The following is a 24,212-nucleotide window of genomic DNA, read 5'->3' as shown; positions in this document are numbered from 1 at the left end:
TTTCCGCCACGGAAAAACAATCGGAAAGCTAAACGGAAATGTATTCGGCAATTCAAACGGAAATTTTGCTGTTTGGTAAAGCGTACGCTCGTAGGTTTGTCCGATATTCCACTTTTTTTCCCTAGGTTTAAATTCGGGAAACATAGACGAGACTAGGTAAAAACGAAAAGGATGGAATGTTATGTTTGGACTTGGTAAGAAGAGAAGTACATTCGGTCGGTGGTTAGATAAAAAGGGGCTTACGCAAGACGAGGTTGCAAAATGTTCGAAGGTCGGAAGAACAACCATCTCTAATATGTGTAATGATGAAGATTATAGTCCTCGAATTGCAACGTGGGTTAAAGTTCAAAGGGCATTAGAAAGAAAAGGCTACACTGTTGATAGGAATGATTTTTTCAATATGTAAGTGGAACACGGTAAAGGCTTTTTCTCGGAGTTTTTCGGCAAATATAAAAGGCCCCCGCTAGTGAGCGAGGGCTATTGGTATGTACTCCTATTAAAAAAATTTACGACGCTGTTTATTTCTTTCTCGAATATAATTCATATCGGAAAGAACTCCCCCACCGCTTTCACCTTCCGTTAATTTTTCGTATATTTTAGCTATTAATACAGCACCTAAACCTATAGGAAAGCTTGCAACAACTATACTGATCGCATATATACCCTTGTATTCGAGATATTCGATATTCAAAACGTAAAGAGCCGTAATAACCGCACAAACTACAGTTAGATAGCCCGAAAACTTTAACGTAGTGGGCATTGTAAATCGATCCCTTTTTCGTTTAATTTTACCTTATCTAATTGTATATACGCAATAATTCGTTGGAAGATTCGTAATTTTTTGTTTAAATTAAACCGAAAGATGATAACTACTTTCGGTTTGAAGGTAACAATACAAATATAACCAAAGGTGCTACTATTATTCAATTTTCCCTTTACATTATTAAACTTCTATACTATAATTTCTCATTGCTAGTGAATTTTTACATAATAGGAGTGAATTTAAGTGAAACAATTAAAGAAATTATTTCTATCTATTCCTTTTTTAGTAATGGGATTATTTTTTATCTCCACAAATGAAGTTAGTGCTGGAACTGGACCTGAAGGTGATTGTGGAGCAAAAGTGTGGACAGATTACACTAACTATTACATGCCTGGTGCAAAAACTGTTGACTTTTATGTCTCAAAGCCGTCTTCATCATGCGATGGTTCTGTATATTATGATGTTCGTATAGAAAAAAAGTATAGTTTCGGTTGGCAATTTACAACTTTAAACGTGCCTTTAAATGGTGAGTTTGCATTTCGCACACCAACCAAACAAATTGACATAGACAAATACTTTGGATCATCGGGGACGTATAGAATAAATATATTAATGCACAATGGACAACAGATAGCAGACGGAGAAGTAGAGTCACACGATATTTATATTCATTATTAGGATTTAATGAAAATTAACCGGGTTCTTATTTAGGAACCCGGTTAATTTTATTCACACTATTAAACTTTTATACTATACTTTATCTTTGCGCAAAATTAATCTAATCGGAGTGAAAAACAATGAAACAATTAAAGAAATGATTTTTAATTTTTCCATTATTAGTAATTTGTCTGTTTTTAGTATCAACTACTGAAGCTAGTGCTGCATGGCATTCAGGATCTAATGGACCTTGTCAAGTAGATGTATAGGCTGATGCATACAATTATTATCAACCAGGAGCGAAAACCGTTGATGTTTATGCTAAAAAACCTTCTACTTCATGTGGAGGTACAATTCCATATAACATTCGTGTCGAAAAATATCAATCCGGAAAATGGGTAGACAAAGGAACTGTTCACTGGGGGAGTTCGCCTTTCGTTCTCCAACGATACAAATAAATATTGATAAGCACTTCGGATCTTCAGGAACATATCGTCTTGCATATGTTTTAGAAAAAGATTTCGTAGTAAATCATGGAACTGCATACTCTGGTAATATTTACATCCATTACTAATAAATAATGAAAAATACCCCCTATTTCTTTACTATAAAAAGGGGGTATTTTTTGATGTTTAATCGTAGGAGTAATATTATTTTGATTATTTCATCATTAAATTATTCTACACGGATATATTTTTCGCTTGCTGTAATATAATACGTTTTTCCTTTTGAGTTTTTAACTTCGAACATATTAGCCCCTTCTACCTTCAGCTTTCTCAAGATTTTTGGAAATCCGTATTGATATTTTAGCACGCCAGCTCGGTATTTTTTGTTAAACGTCGCCTTCGAGTAAAAATTTAATCCATCCGATCCTTTGTAGATACTCTCAGCACGTTTTCCTACATAGTCAGGTTTAGGCTTTTTGGACTTCTTTTTTAACTCGTAACACTCTACGATTCCTTTTGCGATAGCCTCTCCGGTTGCTTTAAGATAAGAATCATCACGTAATTTTTTAATATCATTTTTAGAATCCATGAAGAATGATTCTGTTAGAACAGCCGCGCATTTTGTCTCTCGGAGTACATGAAAATTTGCTTCTTTTCTACCTCGGTCTTTATTTTTCGTAGCCTTAATTAAGTGTTTGTGAATAGCCTTTTGTAGTTTTTCGCTCTTGGGATTTCTACCCATGTAGGAGTATGTCTCCATTCCCTCGTGGTCGCCATATTTAGCACCGCTTACTGCGTTGTTGTGAAAAGACACATAAGCATCGGCACCGAAACGATTACTCTTGTCCGTTCGCTCTTTTAATGGTACGTCACGCTTTCCGGACGGATCGTCTACACGTAGAATTTGTACGCCCTCATAGTTTTTTAGGAAGTTTTGACAAGCGAGAAGTTGCTTATTGTTAAAACTCCATTCTTTTTCGCCATCCGGAGTACGTTTTCCCGCTGTGCTTAGTCCGTGTCCTGCTTCAAATACAAATCTCATATAAACCGCTCCCTTAGAATTTTTTTTATTCGTCGTCTTTCAACCCTTTTCCGCTAGTCGGGTTATTGATTACCCCCGCTAACACAAGTATTCCGAGAAACGAAATCACCAAGTTGTCGTAGTTGCCCGGCAAGATAACGCTGATATCGTAAACTTGTAAACTATCTGCCAGTAATGGCACAAACGCCAGCACTGCCGCCCATAATGCGTAATTTTTAAATCGGTTCATAAAAATCGCTCCCTTTTTCGTGTTATTTAAAAATAGCGACACCGATCGTCACGAGAAACCCCGTAATCGTCAGTATCGCACCCACTGTTAAATTAAATCGAAATTGACTATTCGCTTTCGATTCGCTTATATCGTTTTTATTTTTCTTGGCTACGCTCGACGCAACGCAATAGCCTTTCCGAGGTGAACGTTGAAACAGTCATTCGGGTCACATTTAGCGATTCCCCTTCCTCGAATAATTCTTCGGTCCGGGAAAAGATAAGTCTCACGATACAATGCTACAACTGTACGTTTCTCTATATTGACGATAAATTCAACGTCTAAATCCGAAAGTGCCTCAGCGACATATTGTTTCGCCTGTTCGACGATCTCATCACGCCTTTGTTGCTGGCTTACTGGCGCATTGTTCTGTTCGCTTTCCTCCTTCGCTAGTGTTGGCGTGAAATTTTCGTCAAATGATAGCGATACGAAATGATATTCGGCATGTTTAATATCTGCGTTCGTCATAGCGCTTTTTAAGAATTGGCGTTTAGGGTAGCCGATATGAGTTCCGTTTTTCTTACCTCCGAAAAATTCTCCTGTCGTTTTATGGACCGCCATGTGGCACGTGTTTTTCACTGCGATTCCTCCCTTTATTTTCTTATCGATAAGTTCTTTTCGATAAATGCATTAGATCGATAGTTACCCCGGCGAATTTATGAGCCGGAAAGTATTTATTCTTTTTAATTAGTTCATTTTAAGTACTTCTTTTTCATTAACGCTAGAAGAGATTATAATCTACTGTGACGAAGATTTATCCCTTCTCTAGCGTAAGTTTAGCTCCCTCTTCTTTACCGAGAAGGTTTTTAATAGGTCTATCTTCGTCTATTAATTTCGATAGGCTTTCTCTCATATCACCCTCACTTTCACGAAATTTCTCCCGGCTTGACGGATCATGCACGATGTAATAAATTTTATCTTTTCCGCGACCAACCGGCTTTCTTTCAATCGTCACCAATCCGCTTGCTTCTAAAATTTCGTCGAGTAGTGGCAGCGTTGAAAACGATAGTTGAAACTTTTCGACCACACTATTTCGACCTTTCCACGACTTTCCTTCGGCCTGTCCCCCTCGCTCATTATTTCGAAAACGTAGCAAGTACAGATAATACATCGTTGCCTTATCGCCTATGTACGGATGATATAGGTCGAATAATTCATGAAATACAATGCTGAAGCCAGTCCGTGTGTTGCCCGTTCGAATGTACGCTTGTGCCATCGATTTCCCCTCCGTAATGAAAATATTCTACAGCGTAGTTTTTGCCCCGTGAGATTCCACTTTCGCACATTTTCTCAAAAACTTTTACATTCCATAATACGATTCGGAATATACAACTGGCGCAAACATTCCGAATTTTTTCGCCCTCTATTCTATAATGGAGTTGAATTTCGTTTTGTCACACTTTTTCGCAAAAAAAAACGCCAGTTCCGAAGAACTGACGCTGTAATCAATTATAAGAAGTCCCGTAAATTTTCTGCTACTTCCTCCTTATCCAAATGTAAATACCTCGTTGTTACCGCTATATCGCTGTGCCCCAAAGCCTTAGATATAAGAGCAATATTAGCGCCCTTATCAAGTAATTTTTTAGCGAACCCTCTGCGTAAAGCGTGCGGTGTAACATTTTTCAACCCAAAGTCTTTCCCATATCTGCTAAGTCGTTTAATAATGTTATTATTCGTCGGACTTGTCGCAACAGGCCCGCCGTTTTTTGTAATGAAAAGCAAATCGTTGTGAACATTATTTTCTTTACGTACTATTTCATTTTGCTGAATCAACGCTTCTAACAACCGTGCAAGAACTTCGTCAAACGGTAGATAGATCGATTCATGATTCTTAATTATTCCCCCATCAATTTTTAACATCTTCTCATCGAGGTTGACGTGCTTACTCTTTAATTGCGATAGTGTACCGACGCGTATGCCGGTCTGGTACATAATTAAAATAGCTGCCGCATCCCTTAACTCTACGAAACGTGTTAAATCCAGTAGTGTTAGGAGCGTTTTGATATCCTGGTCTGTCGCTCCTTCTTTAACCGGGTTATTGACCTTAATTCTAATATTTCGCCAAAAATTTATCTCTAACCATCCGTTATCGAAACAACGCCCTAAAAATGCCTTTATACACTTCAGACGAGTTAATTTCGTTTGGTTACTAACTTCCATCGACGACAGCCATTCGTAAATATGATCCGCGTTTAATTCCTCAATAACCTCTACCTCGGTAACTTTAACGAAATGATTAACGTGCAGTTTATAATCCATAATCGTTCGGTCACGAAGTCCAGCCGCTTTCATTTGACGTAATACCGTTGACAACGCTTTTTCTATCGGAAAACCATTCACTTTTTTCCGTATTGGCTTTTCGTTAAAAACATTCGATAAATCCGTGTTGACTACTAATGACGCTTTTCTTTTCGTCATGAAAAAAACCTCCTAATTCGCTAGTTGACCGATACATTGACCGTTTCAACTGAACGTATTAGAAGGTTGATTTCATGCGGTTTCTAGCCGTTTTGGCTAACCGTTTTGGACGTCCCAGGAGAGATTCGAACTCCCGACCGACGGCTTAGAAGGCCGTTGCTCTATCCAGCTGAGCTACTGGGACATATTTGTTAAGGACATTTATTATTATATGGTTGCATCGTAATAAAGTCAATAACTTTTTTAAAAAAATGTTGGAGGAAGAAAAAAATTCCTTCCTCGCTTATTATATAAAGAATTCTTGTCTTAAATCAATAAGTTCGTCATGATTTTCATCAAAAAACGAAACAATGACCATCTTTTCTTTTCTTTCTATTAAACAATACGTTTTCTCTTTGCGATTACGTGGTAGTGCTATACTGCCAGGATTGATAAAAAGCATTCCATGGATTAATTCAGCTCCTACTATATGTGAGTGACCGAATAGAACAATAGTAGCATTATGCTCCCTTGCCTTATAACTTACATTCATTAATGTCATTTTCACATTATAGAGATGCCCATGTGTGATAAAGAAGACATCGCTTCCAACTTGCTGTACGATTTCTTCTGGAAATTGGCCGTTCCAATCACAGTTCCCTTTTACGACTTGAAAGCCTTTTAGTGCATCGTCATTTTCATGAAGTTCAGAGTCTCCGCAATGAAACATTGCGTTAAGCTCCCCTCCATAGTGTTTCTGAATATCAAGTAGTGCTTTTCGTGACCCATGACTATCACTTACAACCAATACTTTCATCGGGTGTTAGCCTCATTAATAATTGTAGGAAGAATGGATTCAAGCTTCTTTAAAGCGTTACCACGGTGACTAATTTGATTCTTCTCTAACGGTGACATTTCAGCCATTGTCTTTCCAAGCGAAGGAACAAAGAAGATGGGGTCATAACCAAAGCCATTCTCTCCTCGTTTTTCCTCTGTAATGATGCCTTCACATTTCCCTTCGACAGTAACCGATTGCTTCCCAGGGGCGGCAACAGCTAACGTACAGCAAAAATGAGCCGTTCGTTTCTCTTTATTCATTCCTTCTAGCTGCTCCAATACTTTCTCTATATTGGCTTCATCACTTTTCTCACTACCTGCATAGCGAGCGGAATACACTCCTGGTTCCCCATTTAGTGCATCAACAGCTAACCCAGAATCATCTGCAATAACCATCGTTTGATATTCTTTTGCAGCCGTTTCTGCTTTTAGAAGAGCATTTTCTACAAAGCTGGTTCCCGTTTCTTCAATATCAATCGCATTCTCAATATCTAATAGAGTAGTGACTTGAAAGCCGTAGGGCGCAAACATTCGCTCAAATTCTTTTGCTTTCCCTTTATTTTTGGTAGCAATTAACACGTTCCTTTCCACCATTTCTCCTCCTATCATTTATAGATTTAAACGATTAGCAATCTCACCAAGTGCATTTTTTTGAAGTTCAAAAAGTTCCACTATTCCTTTCTCCGCCGCAGCTAATAACTCCTGAAGTTCTTTCATGGAAAAGGTAGATTCTTCTCCAGTTCCTTGGAGCTCAACAAATTCTCCTGAACCCGTCATAATGACATTCATATCAACAAGAGCACTAGAGTCCTCAATATAATTTAAATCTAAGATTACACCTTTCTCCTTTACAACCCCTACACTTGTAGCAGCTAAATAATCTTTCAAAGGAAATTGTGGTAGCTTTTTCTCATCTTGCAACTTAGCTAATGCAAAGGCAGTTGCAACAAAGGCACCTGTAATGGACGCAGTTCTCGTCCCTCCATCTGCTTGTATAACATCACAGTCAATCCATATAGTTCTTTCTCCTAAAGCTTCGAGGTCTACAACAGCACGTAAAGCTCGTCCGATGAGACGCTGAATTTCCATCGTTCTCCCTGAAACTTTCCCTTTAGACGATTCACGGATATTTCTAGATTCCGTCGCACGAGGTAACATGGCATATTCTGCTGATACCCAACCTTTCCCCTCTCCCCGCATAAAAGGAGGTACTCGTTCCTCGATACTTGCTGTGCAAATTACCTTCGTATCTCCAACGGTTATAAGAACAGATCCTTCTGGGTGTTTTAAATATTCTGTGTCAATATGTATGTTTCTCAGTTGTCTCGCCTGTCTACCATCTACTCGCATAAATAGTCCCTCCATTTGTTACACTCTTTTTCAAAAAGAGAAGAGGTGGCATTTTTACCTGCCTACCTCTTACACTCATCATCTATATAGTATAACAAAATATACTTTTTTAAAAACTGACGGTATTTACTTTTTCAGGGCGAGTAACAGGTTCACTTAATGATTCACCTTGCTCATTCACAATTTCCCCTTCTCCATTAACAAGAACTGAAACTTTTTTAATGTTTGTTTGCTCTGTCAAGGAAAGAACAAGAGAGTTTAATAACTCAGTGGAAATCATCTTTTCTTCAAAACTTCCATATATCGCCTCATTAAAGTTTAACGTTACCTCTCCATCTTTAACCGTTGGAGTGTCTAAAAGTTCAACATCTGGAAAGAACTCACTAACTAAATTAGAAGAATAACTAGGTCCCTTGATAAGCTCAGCGACAACGGCATTTATATTACTCCCTTCAATATTACTTACACGTTTAGTAACTGGTACATAATACATGGAACCTTCATTTTGTGCTAAGTAATAGACAGTTAGTTGCCGAGAGTTTGAAATATCAATCACACCTTCAGGATCAATGTTAATCCCCATTGACCTTGATAAACCATCAGGGCTTATCTTTGTACCGTTTACCGGCATCTCTGTTAAAGGATAGCCGTTTACTCTAAACTCAACTTTTTCAACATTCTCAAATTGGGTTAGCGTCCACGTAACAGCTTGAAGTATTTTTTCTTCATCTTCTGCCTCATAATTTCCAAACTCAGTAGAAAAATCAACAACAGCCATTTTGTCCTCCGTTTTTATGTTCACATCAACCGTCGTATCAGCAGGCAGTACCGCTCTAAAGCCATTCGGTAGAATATTGGAAACTGGTCCATTCGTAACTAAATGTTCTACCGCTTGCTTGGCAACACTTTCTGTTTTAGGTAATGGTAATGTTTGTGACACAACATAACCATTTTCGTCTATTAAATACAGTTCTGTCATAACCTTCTCACTCGATTCATCCATAGAACTCGTGACTGAATCATCATCAGTAGAATCACTTGTTTCGACACTTTCTCCTTCTTCTAATTGTGATACCTCTTCTGGCGGATCTAGCTTCTTTTTCTCATCTTCACCAAATAATCCACAGCCTGACAAATATAAGGTTAAAGTAAGGACAAACACCATTGTTGCCTTAAAGCGCTTCGACATAGCTAACCCCTCCTAAGACAGTTTGTACTATATGTATACGAGCACTTTTATAAAATAGACCGAAGCTTATAAAAAAATGCTTGAAATTGATTTTATGTAAACGTAGATTCCAAAGATTATCCATAAACGTAAAAAAAAGACCTTTGCCTGAGTGCAAAGGTCCTATCCTTATAAATCAATTGTCTCGACGATAAGATGATCTTGTTGAAGCCATTTTGACGCTAGTTGAGCAAAGATCTTACTAGATCCCGTCGTAAAGAAACGATGGTGAGGTGTGTGGTCTCCTACAGCAAGGGACTCATTATAATCAAGTATTGTACTAGCTTCTCTAGCTGTTTCTTCACCTGAACTGATTACCTTTACTTCAGCCCCTATCACTTCTTGAATAATTGGCTCCAATAATGGATAATGCGTGCATCCTAAAATTAATGTATCTAATCGATCCGCTTTCATTTGTTGAAGGGTTTTGCTAACGATTCTTCTTGCGAAATCACCTTCATATTCCCCGCTTTCCACAAGCGGAACAAACTTTGGACAAGCCAGTGCAGATACTTTCACATCCTGGTTAATCGATTTCAAGGCTTTACTGTACGCATTACTCCTAATCGTTCCTACCGTCCCGAGCACTCCGATTTTACCAGAATGAGAGTGTTTTAATGCTGCTCTGGCGCCTGGAAGTATTACACCTAAAACAGGTATAGACAATGTTTCTTTAATTTCATTTAGCACCACTGCTGTTGCCGTATTGCAAGCAATAATCAACATTTTTATATCATACTGAATTAAGTACTCCGTCATATCCCAAGTAAAACGAGCTACTTCTTCGCTTGATCGTGGGCCGTAGGGACAGCGAGCCGTATCTCCAACATAATAAATCGTTTCATTTGGAAGCTGTCGCATAACTTCCTTTGCGACAGTTAACCCCCCTACACCTGAATCAATTATTCCTATCGGTTTTTTCAATCCTTGTTCCTCTATTCTAATTTCATTTCTTGATGTAGTTTACCTAGTTGATTCTTCAATAGAGTTATGTCCTGTTCTGAAAAGCCATTTAAAACACCTTGAAGGTATTGTTGTCTTTTTTTAATTACATCGGCAATAATCCTCTTCCCTTCATCTTGAAGGTGAATTCGAACCACTCTTCGGTCATGTTCAGCCCTTACCCTCTTTACGAGTTGATTTTTCTCCAATCGATCGATTAAATCAGTTGTTGTACTACAGGCTAAAGACATTTTATTCGACAGCTCTCCAATTGTCATGTCTCCTTCCTCTAATAACCATTGAAGTCCAATAAATTGAGGGAGCGTAATCGTATACTGACTTAAAATCTCACGTCCCTTTTGCTTAATTATACCGGAAATATAACGTAAATCTTTTTCTATATCAGAAACAACACTCATTCTTTCGTCTGTCATAACTCCTTCATTCTTCATTCATAAAGCACTCCTCAATCCTTCTTAAAAAAACTTTCTAATGTTATTTTCTCTTTTTTCTTGAAAAAATTCAAGAATCAACTGCTTTCCCATTTATGTAATTCAATAAATAATAGCAAACCGGTCCCTCTCGAGTCGGAACCGGTTAAACATTAAAGCTCTAACTCCCCCATACGAAGAAGTTCTACCACAGCTTGTGAACGCCCCTTCACTCCAAGCTTTTGCATGGCATTGGAAATATGATTCCGAACTGTTTTTTCACTGATAAACAACTCACTTGCAATTTCTTTCGTTGTCTTATCCTGTACTAACAGTTCAAAAACCTCTCTTTCCCTTTTGGTGAGTAATGGTTTGTGTGCAAAATCATTGTCCTTCAATTATTGTAACCCTCCTTGCCTTCGCCAGCTTTAACCACGTGGGGATGGGTATAATGGTCGTCGTGTTATTCTATGTGATACAGGCATTGAGAGTGACATCCAAACATAAGGAAATATTATAATGGAATTGTTGGGGAACGATGATAAGATCCCCTCATTTTCTCTTTCATTTCCTCAGTCCAAGGAATGGCTGTCCCTGTCTTTTTAGATATTTGTACAATTGTTCCTCTTCCAACAAAACATATTTCATTTTTTCTATTTACTGACATATAATGCAAATCTACAGAAGATGTGCCTATTTTTGAGGCCTTTACGAAAATATTTAACTCGTCTCCAAAAAATACTTGCTGGAGAAAATCACATTGTAAATCTGCCACAACTGGAATTGTGTCATTTGTTGGCTTTATCCACTCTTGCATAAAATGTAAGCTCTTTAAATATTCGATACGGGCTTGCTCAAAATAAACAAATGGAACAGTGTTATTCATATGCCCAAACATATCCGTTTCAGAAAATCGAACTGTTACGGGTTTAAAAAACTCAAATTCATTTCTCCATTCTATTATATTGTCAATATATGATATTTTTTTCATTTAAAACACCCCTACTGAATGGTTATTCATTCATTTTTATTCTCCTATTATAACTTTAATCAGCTAGATTGAAAACTACCCTACCTAGTGTTATTTGACCTCTAGTACTGTATAATTTTAAGTTTCTTACTCTTTTTCATGTCTTCATCATTGTAGAAGTTCTGGTTTGATTGATGTTAATGAAGAGACATTGTTAATTGTTTACTAGTAATACAAAATAATAACTTGTAAATTTTTAATAATAAATGACTCAAGCGCAATAATAAATCATCTTTCCTATTTTCATTTGCTATTCTACTCTTTCCTACTTAAAATAATATAGATTGACTATTTCATCGCACATATTATTCAAAATAATTATAGACTAAAAGGGAGTGTAAATTCATGAAAAAAATGCTCTTACTCTTCTTGTTTCTTTTCCTAACTGGTTGCTCACTTAAACCTTCCATTGAAGTTGAAGGAGTAGAAGATAAGAAAATCTATACGACAGAACAAACCGTCCAAATTGATGAAAAGTTAGCTGGACAATTTACGATGAAGCTTAACGAAGAAGACATTCAACCTGGACATACAATCAAAGAAAATGGTGCCTATAAATTAGAAATCGAGGCGAAAAAATGGGGGATTAAAGAAACCAAAACGATTTCCTTTGAAATTGACGATCAGCCTCCAAATGAACCCTCTTTCCACGATGCTCCATTAGATAGGTATTTTAAAAAAGCAAAATTAAGATTAAAAAGGGTAGAAGATGTTACATACGAGTTTCTATTAGATGGAGAGCCTTATATGGATACGGCGACAGAGCAAGATTCTAGCTTGATCATATATGCGGAAGAGGGTGACCATACATTTAACATAATAGCGAAGAAGAAGAACGGCCTTACTTCGGAAACCACTATTCCCTTTTCTATGAACAACACGATGTTTTCACGAGAAGAGATTGATCTTTTTTATGAGATAATGTTTAAGACCGAAGAGGATGACTATATGCTAGGGAAGTGGTTGAGCGATACTAACGTGCAAGTACACGGCACTCCTACAGATGAAGATTTGGAAGCCTTAGAATCCTATTTAGAACAAGTAAATGTAATCCTACCAATTGATTTAATTCTAGTAGATAACGAGGCAGGAAGGAGCCCTCAAAACAGAATAGACATCTATTTTGTACCGAAGAATCAATTTTATGATTTGGGGTGGGATGAAGATATATCAGGTATCACCGGATTTACAAGCTATTATCCTTATTATACAGGAGAAGGATTTGGTCGATCCGATATTATTGTTGGAATAGAAGAGGAGGAAAGAGACCGTAAATTAACAATTTTAAATTTACTTTTATACTCCCTAGGAATTCCAAACCGTTTTGATGAAGATGATTCAGAAAGCATCATTACTCCTAATTCTACCGACAAAATCGAGCTAAGTGATGAATATAAGAAAATGATTGAAATCCTATATCTAGGTGAAATCAGACTTGGTATGAATGAAACTCGTATTGAAAAAGCAATTAAGCATAGAATAATAGAAGACGAGTAAAAGATAAATTCCTTTTCTCTAATAAGATCATTCATTTAAATATAGAAATTTCACTGAGGAGAGTTAACCAATTTTTCTAAAAAACTCTCTTCAATATAGAATCGTTCAAAATTTGCTTTTCAAGTTATTAAATAACGTAACATGTACCTTATGAATAGGTATTATTCTCATAGGGAGACCCGCCGCAACCTTTGTGGCGGACTTTTTGTGTATCGCATTGAGTTTTTCTTAAGAATTAAAGCCATCATTCCCCAATCATGCCTTCCTCAATAAAAAACACATCAGAATTATACCGTACGAAGTAAATGATTGAACAAACTTCATTTCAAATCTACTAAAGTTATTTGACCTCTAGTACTGTAAAATTTTAAGTTTCTTACCCTTTTTCATGTCTCCATAATCGTACTTCCCTATTTTCACTGAGAATTTTCGGTTTGGTTGTTCCTTTAATGAAAATATCTTTATTAAACTTTTATTAACAAAAGGCTTATACGGTAAAATAGTTCGTTCTTCCTATTTTTATTTGCTATTCTACTCTTTACTACTTAAAATTCTATGAATGGACTATTTCTCTAATAATTTGAATCCCACATGTTATAAAAATAATTCTAGACTAAAAGGGAGTGTAAACTCATGAAAAAAATGCTCTTACTCTTCTTGTTTCTTTTCCTAACTGGTTGCTCACTTAAACCTTCCATTGAAGTTGATGGAGTAGAAGATAAGAAAATCTATACGACAGAACAAACCATCCAAATTGATGAAGAGTTAGCCGGACAATTTACGATAAGGCTTAACGAAGAAGAAATTCAGCCTGGACATACAGTCACAGAAAATGGTGCCTATGAATTAGAAATCGAGGCGAAAAAATGGTGGTATAAAGAAAACAAACTACTTTCTTTTGAAATTGATAATGAACCACCACTTGAACCTATATTCTATTTAGATCCAGAAAACTCGTATTTTCAAGAGGCAGAATTAGCATTGGCAAGGCCAGAAGAAGGAGTTACTTATGAATTTCTATTAGACGGAGAACCCTATATTTCTAATACCGAAGAAGATTCTAACTCAAATTCTATTCACATCACTTTTCCATATTACTTGCATTATCAAGTAGTGTTAGTTGAAATAGATCGATAACAAAAAAACACATTAGAATTCTGTGGCGAATTCTAATGTGTTTTCAATTATCTTTCTTTGTTTATACCATATTGTCGCTTCCGAAGAAGTTTTTAAACATTTGGAATGTTGTATCACGGTTTAACGCTGCAATTGATGTCGTTAGTGGAATTCCTTTTGGACATGATTGAACACAGTTTTGGGAGTTTCCACAATTAGCAAGTCCACCTTCACCCATTAAGGCATCTAAGCGTTCATCTTTATTCATTGCTCCTGTTGGATGAGCATTAAAAAGACGAGCCTGAGAAAGTGGTGCAGGGCCGATAAAATTAGATTTGCTGTTTACGTTAGGACATGCTTCTAAGCAGACACCGCATGTCATACATTTAGATAATTCATATGCCCATTGACGCTTTTTCTCTGGCATCCGAGGTCCTGGTCCTAAATCATATGTGCCGTCAATCGGAATCCAAGCTTTTACCTTTTTCAGCGAATCAAACATACGACTTCTGTCTACTTGTAAATCCCGTACAACAGGGAACGTTCGCATTGGTTCTAAATGAATTGGCTGATCCAATTTATCTACTAATGCTGTACAAGATTGTTGAGGTTTCCCATTAATGACCATTGAACAAGCTCCACATACTTCTTCTAGGCAATTCATATCCCAGTTGATAGGTGTCGTCGCTTCTCCTTTGGCATTTACAGGGTTACGACGTATTTCCATTAGAGCCGAAATAACGTTCATATTAGGGCGATAATTTAATTCGAACTCTTCGACATAAGGTTCAGAATTAGGACCATCTTGACGAGTAATTTTAAAACGTACCGTCTTGTTACTCATCGATTATTTTCCCCCTTTCTTTTTCGTGTAATCACGTTTACGAGGAGGAATGAGAGATGTATCAACCTCTTCGTAATGGAATTCAGGTTCATTCGTCTCAGAATTGTATTTTGTCATCGTTGTCTTTAAGAATTCCTCATCATTACGGTCAGGGAAATCTGGTTTATAGTGTGCACCACGACTCTCATCACGCTTTAACGCACCAATTGTAATAACACGTGCTAATTGAAGCATATTTTGTAATTGGCGTGTAAAGACTGCACCTTGATTGCTCCATTTTGCTGTATCATGAATATTAATGTTTTTATAACGCTCCATTAGCTCCAGTATCTTTTCATCTGTTTGCTTTAGCTTGTCGTTGTAGCGTACAACCGTTACGTTATCTGTCATCCATTCACCAAGCTCTTTATGGAGAACATACGCATTTTCAGTACCATCCATTGACATGATATTATCCCATTTTTCTTGTTCTTTCGCTACATGTGCTTCAAACACACTTGATGGAATATCTTCTGCTCGTTTTTCAAGACCGTTTATATAACGAATTGCATTTGGTCCTGCAACCATTCCACCATAAATTGCTGAAAGGAGTGAGTTTGCTCCAAGACGGTTACCACCGTGCTGAGAGTAATCACATTCTCCTGCAGCAAATAAACCAGGAATATTCGTCATTTGGTCATAATCGACCCACAGTCCTCCCATTGAATAATGGACGGCAGGGAAGATTTTCATTGGTACTTTACGAGGATCATCTCCCATAAATTTCTCATAAATTTCGATAATTCCACCAAGTTTAATGTCTAACTCTTTCGGATCTTTATGAGAAAGATCTAGGTATACCATGTTTTCACCATTAATACCAAGCTTTTGGTTAACACAGACATCAAAAATTTCACGTGTCGCAATATCACGAGGAACTAAATTACCGTAAGCTGGATATTTCTCTTCTAAGAAATACCATGGTTTACCATCTTTATATGTCCAAACTCGTCCACCTTCTCCACGAGCTGATTCACTCATTAAGCGAAGTTTATCATCTCCTGGAATCGCTGTTGGGTGGATTTGAATAAATTCACCGTTTGAATAATATGCTCCCTGTTGATATACAATAGAAGCCGCTGAACCAGTATTGATGACAGAGTTTGTCGATTTTCCAAAAATAATCCCTGGTCCACCTGTTGCCATGATGACAGCATCCCCTGCAAACGATTTAATCTCCATCGTTTGTAGATTTTGCGCTACAATTCCTCTTGTAACACCATCATCATCCAAAACTACACCTAAAAATTCCCAACCTTCGTACTTTGTAACAAGTCCATCAACTTCGTGGCGACGAACCTGCTCATCTAAAGCATACAGTAATTGCTGACCAGTTGTTGCTCCAGCAAATGCTGTACGGTGATGTTGAGTACCACCAAAACGACGGAAATCGAGTAATCCTTCCGGAGTACGATTAAACATGACTCCCATACGATCTAATAAATGAATAATACCTGGTGCTGCTTCTGTCATTGCTTTTACTGGTGGTTGATTTGCTAAGAAATCTCCACCATACACAGTATCATCAAAGTGTTCCCAAGGAGAGTCCCCTTCCCCTTTTGTGTTTACTGCTCCGTTTATTCCACCCTGAGCACAAACAGAGTGAGAACGCTTTACTGGTACTAGTGAAAATAATTCAACTGGCGAACCTGCTTCAGCTGCTTTAATGGCTGCCATTAATCCAGCTAAACCTCCACCGACTACGATGATTTTTCCTTTGCTCATCGTGACTCACTCCTTTTCCTTTACCGATCAACTTAAATTTTGTTATTCACTATGCAGCAAATGCGAATAATGTAGAAATTCCTATGTAAGAAAGTACGACAAAAATTGCAATTGTTACATAGGTAGCAATAACTTGAGAGCGAGGTGAAACAACAATTCCCCAGCTAACAAAGAAGGACCATAAACCATTTGCAAAGTGGAAAATAGTAGATACAACTCCGGCAATATAAAATGCCATCATTAGCGGATCAGCTAAAATATTTTCCATCATTTGAAAGTTAACCTCTGCACCAAATGCTGCTTGAACTCTTGTTTCCCATACATGCCAAGCAATAAAAATTAGTGTAAATACACCTGTGATACGTTGCAATACAAACATCCAATTTCGGAAAAATCCATATTTTGTTGCATTGTTTTTCGCTGTAAATGCAATATATAACCCATAAATTGCATGGAATAATAATGGAAGAAAGATAACAAAAACTTCTAATGCATAACGAAACGGCAAACTTTCCATAAAATGAGCTGCCTTGTTAAATGAGTCTTCTCCCTTCACAGCGAAGTTGTTCACTACTAAATGCTGTATTAAAAATAATCCAACTGGGATTACACCTAGTAATGAATGAAGTCTGCGGTAATAAAACTCGCGGTTTCCAGCCATGATATACCCCCTTAATTATGAATTTTCACAGCACTCATCCCTAGTTAAACGGAGTTTAATAGAGTCATGCAAAAGTTCATATTTTAACAATTATGTGACATGTTCATTTTACTCCCATGTGTGGACAGCGTCAAGAAAACGGATACATTTAATTGCTTAATATTACAAAAATATTTAAATAAAATATGAACGCAAGCAAAATATACAATTTGCTTATTGGACCCCAATATTAAGCAGGATTTTAATGGAAAAAGTTATCTTAAAAAATTAAAAATTCGCTTTAATTTAGACAGTGTGTGAAATTTCTCATTAACCTGTATATAATAAAGAATAGAAAGTGGGGATTGAAAGTTGGAAAATATTAATAAAGAAATCATTAAAGATGAACTTGTGCCTTCCTTTGGCTATGAACTACTAAGAGATACACTGATTCCAGAACTATTAGGAAAACACACTTCTGAGTTAACCTATTGGGCAGGAAAACACCTTGCAAGACGTTTCCCGCTTAATAACTTTGAAGAAATTACTACCTTTTTTTATGAAGCCTGCTGGGGGTCAATCACTTTATCATCTGAAAAAAAGAATAGAAAAGTATATCGCTTATCAGGCCCTATCGTAGAGAAACGGCTAGAAATGGACGAAGATGCATGTTTTAAATTAGAAGCAGGGTTTCTTGCCCAACAATTTGAAAGACAAAACAAAGTGTTAACCGAAGCAACTAATGAAATACATAAGCGTTCTTCTATCGTCGAACTCATTGTTCAATGGGATAGTTCAATACCGATTGAGATCGAAAAATAATCTGTAAGTAGGAAAAGGCTTCATCCTTCGGAAAATCTGAATGTAAAAAACGCAAGTGTTATAACATAAAAGCTGAGGAAATCTCCTCAGCTTTTTCCCTTATATAGGAACATTTTGTGTATCTAATTCAAACGCTGTATGCAAAGCTCTTGATGCCGCAAGCATATTGTTGTTTTCAACTACAACTGACACTTTAATCTCCGATGTGCTTACCATTTTAATCGCAATATTTTCTCTTGTTAAAGTATCAAACATTTTAGCTGCTACTCCTGGATTAGATATCATCCCAGACCCTACAATGGACACCTTTGCTAAACTGTCTTCGGATTCAATCCGATCAAACAACAATGACTCTTTTTTTGAATGTAGCACTTGTAGCGTACGTTCAAGGTCTTTTTCTTTTATTGAAAAAGATAAATTCATTGTCCCGTCCCCGAGTTGACTTTGAATAATAATATCTACATCAATTTTGTTGAGGGCTAATGCTGAAAAGATAGCCGACAACCCTGTCACTTCATTGGTTAAACCAAACACAGTTATACGGATAATCTCTTTTTCAAACGCTACTCCACGAACAACTAAGCTATTTTCCATTTCTAGTTCCTCCTCAATTCTTGTACCCTTTGCTCGTTCCATACTAGAGCGGACTTCTAAAGGCAACGAATAATTTTTTGCAAACTCTACCGCTCGTGGATGTAATACCCCTGCTCCTAAGTTCGCTAATTCTAACATTTCATCATAGGATATAGTTGAAAGTTTCATGGCTCTTTCAATATAACGAGGGTCCGAGGTATAAACACCATCTACATCTGTATAAATGTCGCACCTTTCTGCATCTAAAGCAGATGCAAGCGCTACAGCGGTCGTATCAGATCCACCTCTACCTAAAGTGGTAATTTCACCATCCTCTGTAATCCCCTGAAACCCTGCAACGACAACAATTTTATTTGATGATAAGGCTTCTTCAACTTTCTTTGTGTCAATGGACGTAATACGTGAATTCCCAAATACTTTTTCTGTTTTGATTCCAGCTTGCCAACCTGTAAACGATTGAGCTTCAAACCCTTTTTGATGTAACGCCATCGAAAGAAGGGCAATGGTGACTTGTTCACCTGTCGTTAATAACATATCTAATTCCCGTTGAGGAGGATTTTTTGTTACCCCTTGACCAAGGGAAACTAACTGATCGGTTGCCTTCCCCATTGCGGATACTACGACTACAACCTTATTCCCATTGTGGTATTCATCGATTACCCGATCAGCTACTGTCTGTATTCGTTCGACACTCCCAACAGAAGTTCCTCCAAATTTTTGTACTATAATTCCCACGATATCGCCTTCCCTTTTCAAAAAAATCAACATAAACATCTTGGTCATTAGAGCTGAAAAAAATAAAAAAGCAATGAGATAGCATATCTCATTGCTTGTATAGACGAAGATAAAACACCGTTTATACGATGTGAGATAGCTCTCCAAGATGATTACATCCTGACAATTCTGGATTTATTCAATACAGAACCAGTCAAATAAGTATAGAGACTTACTCAACTTCGGCGACGCTTCCCTTTCAAAGCCTTTCATTAGAGCTCTACCTCTTCTAGACTTCTACTCTTAAAGTTCGCACCTCTATCACCACTTGTAAAAGTGATAATGATATAAAGTTGTGGTAATTATAGCATAGATTGTGAACGTGAACAATGCTATTCGTTCAATTTTTCAATTATTGTTTTAGCTACATTTTTTGGAATGCCAGCTTCAATTAATTCCTCAATGGTAGCCCCCTTCATTTTTTTCAGTGAGCCGAAGTGACGAAGGAGCTGCTTTTTTCGTTTCGGTCCAATTCCTGAAATATCATCTAATACTGACTGGAACAATGATTTTCCTCGTTGCTGACGATGGAATGTAATCGCAAACCGATGAACTTCGTCTTGAATTCTTTGTAATAAATAAAATTCTTGTGAGGTTCTTTTCAGCGGAACCTCACACAATGGATTTCCATAAAGTAATTGTGATGTTTTATGTTTATCATCTTTAGCAAGTCCAGCTAGTGGAATATCAAGGTTTAATTCATCTTCTAATATCTCTCTAGCAGCTTCGATTTGCCCTTTTCCTCCATCAATAATAATTAAATCAGGCAGCGGCAAATTTTCTCTAAGGACTCTAGTATATCGTCTCCGAACAACCTCTCTCATTGATTCGTAATCATCAGGCCCTGTTACGGTACCTAACTTGTATTTACGATATTCATTTTTAGCCGGCTTTCCATCAATAAAGACAACGAGTGCTGAGACCGCATTCGTTCCTTGAATATTAGAATTATCAAAAGCTTCAATTCTAAGTGGAGGGTATATATTCATCGCTTTTCCTAAGTTTTCTACCGCTTTAATAGTTCTTTCTTCATCTCGTTCTATTAAGGCAAATTTCTCATTTAAGGCAATGGAAGCATTTTTCTCTGCAAGCTTAACTAATTCTTTCTTTTTTCCTATTTTTGGTTGAATAATTTTAACGTTCAGTAGTTTTTGCACCATCTCTCCATCTATACGTTCAGGTAAAAAAATCTCCTTCGGCTTAAGATGACTCGATTTTTGATAAAACTGCCCAAGAAAGGTTAAGAACTCTTCTCTAGGTTCATCATAAATAGGAAAAGTTGATACATCTCGTTCAATCATTTTACCTTGACGCACAAAGAATACTTGCACACACATCCAGCCTTTATCAACCGCATAACCAAAAATATCTCGATCTGTAAAATCCGTCATGGTCATTTTCTGCTTTTCCATCGTGGCTTCGATATGAATAATTTTGTCACGGTATTCTGTCGCTCGTTCAAACTCAAGATTTACAGCTGCTTCCTCCATTTTTTCTGTTAATTCTTTTTTTATCTCTTTAAAGCCCCCATTGAGAAACTTTGTAATATCCTCTTTCATTTTACGATACGTCTCTTCTTCAACTTCCTTTACACACGGAGCTAAACATTGTCCCAAGTGGTAATACAAACATACCCGATCAGGCAAGGTGCTACATTTTCGTAATGGATAAATGCGGTCTAATAATTTTTTCGTCTCATTTGCCGCTCCTACGTTCGGATAAGGGCCGAAATATTTCCCTTTATCTTTTTTCACCTTTCTTGTAATAATTAGACGAGGATGACGTTCTGCTGTTAGTTTAATAAAAGGATAGCTTTTATCATCCTTTAACATAACGTTGTATTTAGGGTCATGTTTTTTTATTAGATTCAGCTCAAGAATTAATGCTTCAATGTTAGAGGAAGTAACAATATATTCAAAATCCTCAATTTCTCCCACTAGTCTCTGCGTTTTTCCGTCATGCGATCCTGTAAAGTAGGAGCGAACACGGTTTCTCAAGACTTTTGCCTTTCCTACATAGATAATCGTACCTTGACGGTCTTTCATTAAATAACAGCCAGGTTGGTCTGGCAATAATGTAAGCTTGTGTTGTAATAGGTCATTCAACTATCGTCACCTCTTTTCTCCTTCAACTGATATAGCGTAATTTCAGAATAGATAGGGTCTCGTAAAGAAAAGGAAGAAAAATGTTCGATACGCTCAAACTGAAGATCTAATTGAGTCACACCTTGCTGTTCAAATCCATTTATTACTGCATTTGTTACATAAATATCGTGATTAGGGTATCTTTTACTATCTTGTAAAAATTGAGAGTACGTAAATACTCTTTTATGCTCAAAGGTTACATCTATATACTCAAAAACCCTTGTTTCTTCCCAAGTATACAACAAAGTCGGAACATCTTTCTTCTCAAGCGTATTAGCAACCTGATAGACTGCCGGTTTGGAATTCTTATTTTCCACCAACTGTCCTATACCTATTATACCTTGTAAAACTAATTGAAAGACTAGGATCGTAGTCATTCTTTTCGTTCCAAACTTTAATAATAATACATGAAGTCCGAATACCCCCAAGACTATGAGCGGGAGAATGTGGCGTGGTTTATCAATGTTTTGCGCAAAAAACCCCCAGAGAAAATAGCAACTATACAATGCCACGAAAAGAAGTACTGCTGGTCCAATCAAAAACGGTTTTCTTTTTCTTACAAAAATGAACGCCACAAGTGAAACTCCAGCTAGTATTAGCGAGGTAGAAAATAATCCATTCCAAATGATATTATGAAATACATACCAGAGAAATCGAATGACTATATTCGTATCTGCACTTACAGCACCGCCCCAGTCTTGAAAGTGACCACTCGTAAAACCAGTAGCAACATCCAAGAAGCTTTTAATACTCCCCACATTTGCAATCAGAGCCGTTACCCAAACAAGTTGAGAAATACATGCTATTAGTCCGTAAAAAGCTAATTCTGAAATAGACTTATTCTCTATATAACGTCGGTAAAACAAATAAATTAATCCTATCCCAAACGGTATGTAGGATAAACGAGTACCAAGGAGAATACTATAAAGGACAATGGACCAAACAACTGCCTGGCGGTTGTTCTCCTCAAGTGCTTTAAAAAGGAACCAAATATACCACCACAGAATACTTATGGCAGCACCTTCACTCATCGGTAAGCTCATCATCAATGTTGGGTAAGCTAAAGTTTGTACTGCTACTGTAAGGAGCCAGCTTTTTTCTTTAGATAAAAATAATGAAGCCATTTTATACTGTGGAACAATCGTACTGATACAAAGAATTTGTATAAATAAAAGAAGAGCCCATTCCGGTGACTCTATAATATAGGACATCACCATTCCACCTAAAATGAAAAAAGGATATCCTGGAAAGTGTGGCTGCATTTTTAAGAGATCATACTCAACAACTCCTAGGACAAAATCAACCTCATCCCAAGTTGCAGGCAATGGTGATAATAAGCTTAAGCGCATTATCCAATAAATAACTAATACACCGATTAATCCTTTTGTTTTCATAAAAGCATCCTTTTTCATTTACATTTCTATTATAGTCCCAAAGGCGCAGGCGGCTTGATTAGCGCCGTATTTACTTGCTTCTCTCCGTATGAGAAATAGGAAACACAAGAAGCTGTATTGAAAATAAGCTAATAAATATATTCTCTCCCCGCACCTTTCTTTTCTTCAAAAAAAGACTCGCATTCACGAGTCTTTCACTAAAAGGGTCTAAATGGATTCCATCATTAAGATTTAATTGTTTTTAATTGCTCCGTCATTTATCGTATTTCGTTGCTGGTTCGCTGACGTAGCAACAGGTACTGATTTAGAAAATAGTCCCTTCAGTCTACCCGAGTTAATAAAGTACACCCACAAGAACGCAAAGAGGAAGTATGACCAGTAAGCTAAAATTTGTTCTAATGATGGATTATGACTATAGCCAAACATTGCTGCAAAGAAAAGGCCTACCTGTCCGTTAATTAATACATCATTTCCTGTATCGCGTTGATAGTGATATTCATCTTGGTAATGTTCAGGCATTATTTCAATAATATTATAAACTTCAGCCGGCTTTCCTTCAGCTGTTGTGTATAAAGAGCCCATTTGACCAATATCTTGTAGCACACCGATTCCTTGTACTAACAAACCTGCAGCAATGAATAAAACAAGTACACCCGTTACATTGAAAAATGCTTTTAACGAAATCTTCATTGTTCCAGAGAAAAATAGATAGCCTATGACAAGTGCTAGCAATAGCCCGCTTAATGCACCAAAACTTGTGAAAACTTTTGTCACGTCTCCATTACTAATTGCAGCAAAGAAGAATACGGTCTCGACTCCTTCACGCACAACAATTAAATAGGAATGAATAATCATTGCAGATATGCTACCAGCCGATAAAGCAGCATTGATTTTCTTCTCCATTTCCGTGTTAACACCTTTTGATTGCTTTTTCATCCAAAACACCATATGGCTTAATAAAAAGACAGAAGCAAACATAATGGTCACCTTTAAGTAAACTTCTGATCCAAAGCTTGCAAATCCGGTAAACACTACTTGGAATAAGAGTGCCAATAAAAATGAAGTGATGAGTGCTAATAGTACCCCGACAAAAACCCATTTTCGATATTTCTTTGCGTTAAGCCTTGTTAAATACGATAATATGAGCCCTACAATTAAAACTGCTTCCAAAGCTTCACGGAGTGTTATTAAAAATGCCTGAAAATCCATGGTGAAATCCCCCTTCATTCACC

26 protein-coding genes, 1 tRNA gene and 1 riboswitch are annotated in these 24,212 nt (G+C 37.0%); of the genes, 5 read left to right on the top strand and 22 right to left on the bottom strand.

Annotated features, from left to right (window positions below):
- Positions 1–181 precede the first annotated feature (181 nt).
- Positions 182–406, top strand: a complete 225-nt coding sequence (locus WAK64_RS00885) for a helix-turn-helix domain-containing protein (protein ID WP_336585035.1) — start codon at positions 182–184, stop codon at positions 404–406.
- A 90-nt stretch (positions 407–496) separates the two neighbouring features.
- Here the strand turns inward: WAK64_RS00885 and WAK64_RS00880 are convergent, their stop codons facing one another.
- Positions 497–760, bottom strand: a complete 264-nt coding sequence (locus WAK64_RS00880) for a hypothetical protein (RefSeq protein WP_336585034.1) — start codon at positions 758–760, stop codon at positions 497–499.
- A gap of 246 nt (positions 761–1,006) precedes the next feature.
- On the opposite strand from WAK64_RS00880, the gene WAK64_RS00875 reads away from it, so the two are divergent.
- The gene (locus tag WAK64_RS00875) at positions 1,007–1,441 is read left to right on the top strand and encodes a hypothetical protein (protein ID WP_336585033.1); all 435 of its coding nucleotides are present in this window, start codon (positions 1,007–1,009) and stop codon (positions 1,439–1,441) included.
- A 654-nt stretch (positions 1,442–2,095) separates the two neighbouring features.
- On the opposite strand, the gene WAK64_RS00870 is transcribed toward WAK64_RS00875, so the two are convergent.
- The 14 genes from WAK64_RS00870 to WAK64_RS00805 all read right to left on the bottom strand — a co-directional run bounded on the left by WAK64_RS00870 (position 2,096) and on the right by WAK64_RS00805 (position 11,352).
- Positions 2,096–2,908 (bottom strand): N-acetylmuramoyl-L-alanine amidase, encoded by an 813-nt coding sequence (locus WAK64_RS00870; RefSeq protein WP_336585032.1) that lies wholly within the window; start codon positions 2,906–2,908, stop codon positions 2,096–2,098.
- Between the two features lie 25 nt (positions 2,909–2,933).
- On the bottom strand, positions 2,934–3,137 hold the full coding sequence (locus WAK64_RS00865) for a phage holin (RefSeq protein WP_336585031.1): 204 nt from the start codon (positions 3,135–3,137) through the stop codon (positions 2,934–2,936).
- 150 nt (positions 3,138–3,287) lie between these two features.
- Positions 3,288–3,755 (bottom strand): hypothetical protein, encoded by a 468-nt coding sequence (locus tag WAK64_RS00860; RefSeq protein ID WP_336585030.1) that lies wholly within the window; start codon positions 3,753–3,755, stop codon positions 3,288–3,290.
- Positions 3,756–3,930: 175 nt separating this feature from the next.
- The gene (locus WAK64_RS00855; RefSeq protein WP_336585029.1) at positions 3,931–4,392 is read right to left on the bottom strand and encodes a hypothetical protein; all 462 of its coding nucleotides are present in this window, start codon (positions 4,390–4,392) and stop codon (positions 3,931–3,933) included.
- Between the two features lie 233 nt (positions 4,393–4,625).
- Positions 4,626–5,594, bottom strand: coding sequence for a tyrosine-type recombinase/integrase (locus WAK64_RS00850; RefSeq protein ID WP_336585028.1), 969 nt, complete (start codon positions 5,592–5,594; stop codon positions 4,626–4,628).
- A gap of 110 nt (positions 5,595–5,704) precedes the next feature.
- Positions 5,705–5,778: transfer RNA gene (locus tag WAK64_RS00845), tRNA-Arg, on the bottom strand.
- A gap of 102 nt (positions 5,779–5,880) precedes the next feature.
- Complete coding sequence (locus WAK64_RS00840) at positions 5,881–6,390, bottom strand: metallophosphoesterase (RefSeq protein WP_336585027.1); 510 nt, start codon at positions 6,388–6,390, stop codon at positions 5,881–5,883.
- On the bottom strand, positions 6,387–7,004 hold the full coding sequence (locus tag WAK64_RS00835; RefSeq protein ID WP_336585026.1) for an XTP/dITP diphosphatase: 618 nt from the start codon (positions 7,002–7,004) through the stop codon (positions 6,387–6,389). The genes WAK64_RS00840 and WAK64_RS00835 overlap by 4 nt, the downstream gene beginning before the upstream one ends.
- Positions 7,005–7,019: 15 nt before the next feature.
- On the bottom strand, positions 7,020–7,760 hold the full coding sequence (gene rph / locus WAK64_RS00830) for a ribonuclease PH (RefSeq protein WP_336585025.1): 741 nt from the start codon (positions 7,758–7,760) through the stop codon (positions 7,020–7,022).
- Positions 7,761–7,869: 109 nt separating this feature from the next.
- Complete coding sequence (locus WAK64_RS00825; RefSeq protein WP_336585024.1) at positions 7,870–8,949, bottom strand: GerMN domain-containing protein; 1,080 nt, start codon at positions 8,947–8,949, stop codon at positions 7,870–7,872.
- 168 nt (positions 8,950–9,117) lie between these two features.
- Positions 9,118–9,912, bottom strand: a complete 795-nt coding sequence (racE, locus tag WAK64_RS00820; RefSeq protein ID WP_336585023.1) for a glutamate racemase — start codon at positions 9,910–9,912, stop codon at positions 9,118–9,120.
- 11 nt (positions 9,913–9,923) lie between these two features.
- On the bottom strand, positions 9,924–10,382 hold the full coding sequence (locus WAK64_RS00815) for a MarR family winged helix-turn-helix transcriptional regulator (protein WP_336585022.1): 459 nt from the start codon (positions 10,380–10,382) through the stop codon (positions 9,924–9,926).
- A gap of 152 nt (positions 10,383–10,534) precedes the next feature.
- The gene (locus WAK64_RS00810) at positions 10,535–10,759 is read right to left on the bottom strand and encodes a helix-turn-helix domain-containing protein (protein ID WP_336585021.1); all 225 of its coding nucleotides are present in this window, start codon (positions 10,757–10,759) and stop codon (positions 10,535–10,537) included.
- Positions 10,760–10,875: 116 nt separating this feature from the next.
- Positions 10,876–11,352, bottom strand: a complete 477-nt coding sequence (locus tag WAK64_RS00805) for an acyl-CoA thioesterase (protein WP_336585020.1) — start codon at positions 11,350–11,352, stop codon at positions 10,876–10,878.
- Positions 11,353–11,736: 384 nt separating this feature from the next.
- Between WAK64_RS00805 and WAK64_RS00800 the strand changes: the two genes are divergently transcribed.
- Both WAK64_RS00800 and WAK64_RS00795 read left to right on the top strand, forming a co-directional pair.
- Entirely contained in the window at positions 11,737–12,888 is a 1,152-nt protein-coding gene (locus WAK64_RS00800; RefSeq protein WP_336585019.1) for a DUF2927 domain-containing protein, read from the top strand.
- Positions 12,889–13,521: 633 nt separating this feature from the next.
- Positions 13,522–14,025: a hypothetical protein gene (locus WAK64_RS00795; RefSeq protein ID WP_336585018.1), complete on the top strand. Its 504-nt coding sequence runs from the start codon at positions 13,522–13,524 to the stop codon at positions 14,023–14,025.
- Between the two features lie 61 nt (positions 14,026–14,086).
- On the opposite strand, the gene sdhB is transcribed toward WAK64_RS00795, so the two are convergent.
- Genes sdhB through WAK64_RS00780 form a run of 3 tightly spaced genes read right to left on the bottom strand, consistent with a single transcriptional unit; the run spans position 14,087 to position 17,273 of the window.
- Positions 14,087–14,848, bottom strand: coding sequence for a succinate dehydrogenase iron-sulfur subunit (sdhB, locus tag WAK64_RS00790; protein ID WP_336585017.1), 762 nt, complete (start codon positions 14,846–14,848; stop codon positions 14,087–14,089).
- A gap of 3 nt (positions 14,849–14,851) precedes the next feature.
- The gene (gene sdhA, locus WAK64_RS00785; RefSeq protein ID WP_336585016.1) at positions 14,852–16,612 is read right to left on the bottom strand and encodes a succinate dehydrogenase flavoprotein subunit; all 1,761 of its coding nucleotides are present in this window, start codon (positions 16,610–16,612) and stop codon (positions 14,852–14,854) included.
- Between the two features lie 49 nt (positions 16,613–16,661).
- Complete coding sequence (locus WAK64_RS00780) at positions 16,662–17,273, bottom strand: succinate dehydrogenase cytochrome b558 subunit (protein WP_336585015.1); 612 nt, start codon at positions 17,271–17,273, stop codon at positions 16,662–16,664.
- Positions 17,274–17,624: 351 nt separating this feature from the next.
- Here WAK64_RS00780 and WAK64_RS00775 point away from each other — a divergent pair, with 351 nt between their 5' ends.
- Complete coding sequence (locus tag WAK64_RS00775; protein ID WP_336585014.1) at positions 17,625–18,074, top strand: YslB family protein; 450 nt, start codon at positions 17,625–17,627, stop codon at positions 18,072–18,074.
- Positions 18,075–18,173: 99 nt separating this feature from the next.
- Here WAK64_RS00775 and WAK64_RS00770 read toward each other — a convergent pair whose 3' ends face one another.
- The 4 genes from WAK64_RS00770 to WAK64_RS00755 all read right to left on the bottom strand — a co-directional run bounded on the left by WAK64_RS00770 (position 18,174) and on the right by WAK64_RS00755 (position 24,189).
- Positions 18,174–19,403: an aspartate kinase gene (locus WAK64_RS00770; protein ID WP_336585013.1), complete on the bottom strand. Its 1,230-nt coding sequence runs from the start codon at positions 19,401–19,403 to the stop codon at positions 18,174–18,176.
- Positions 19,404–19,531: 128 nt separating this feature from the next.
- A riboswitch (Lysine riboswitch) is annotated at positions 19,532–19,711 on the bottom strand.
- A 63-nt stretch (positions 19,712–19,774) separates the two neighbouring features.
- Positions 19,775–21,547 carry an excinuclease ABC subunit UvrC gene (gene uvrC, locus WAK64_RS00765; protein WP_336585012.1) on the bottom strand — a complete coding sequence of 591 codons (1,773 nt, stop codon included), beginning with the start codon at positions 21,545–21,547 and terminating at the stop codon, positions 19,775–19,777.
- Entirely contained in the window at positions 21,544–22,980 is a 1,437-nt protein-coding gene (locus tag WAK64_RS00760) for a nucleoporin-interacting protein (RefSeq protein ID WP_336585011.1), read from the bottom strand. Before WAK64_RS00760 ends, uvrC begins: the two co-directional genes overlap by 4 nt.
- Before the next feature lie 231 nt (positions 22,981–23,211).
- Positions 23,212–24,189, bottom strand: a complete 978-nt coding sequence (locus tag WAK64_RS00755) for an FTR1 family iron permease (protein ID WP_336585010.1) — start codon at positions 24,187–24,189, stop codon at positions 23,212–23,214.
- Positions 24,190–24,212: the final 23 nt, after the last annotated feature.

This window comes from Bacillus spongiae, assembly GCF_037120725.1.
GTDB classification, from domain to species: Bacteria; Bacillota; Bacilli; order Bacillales; family Bacillaceae_K; genus Bacillus_CI; species Bacillus_CI spongiae.
The sequence above is the reverse complement of the archived record's forward strand: the minus strand, read 5'-3'. Positions and strand labels throughout refer to the sequence as shown.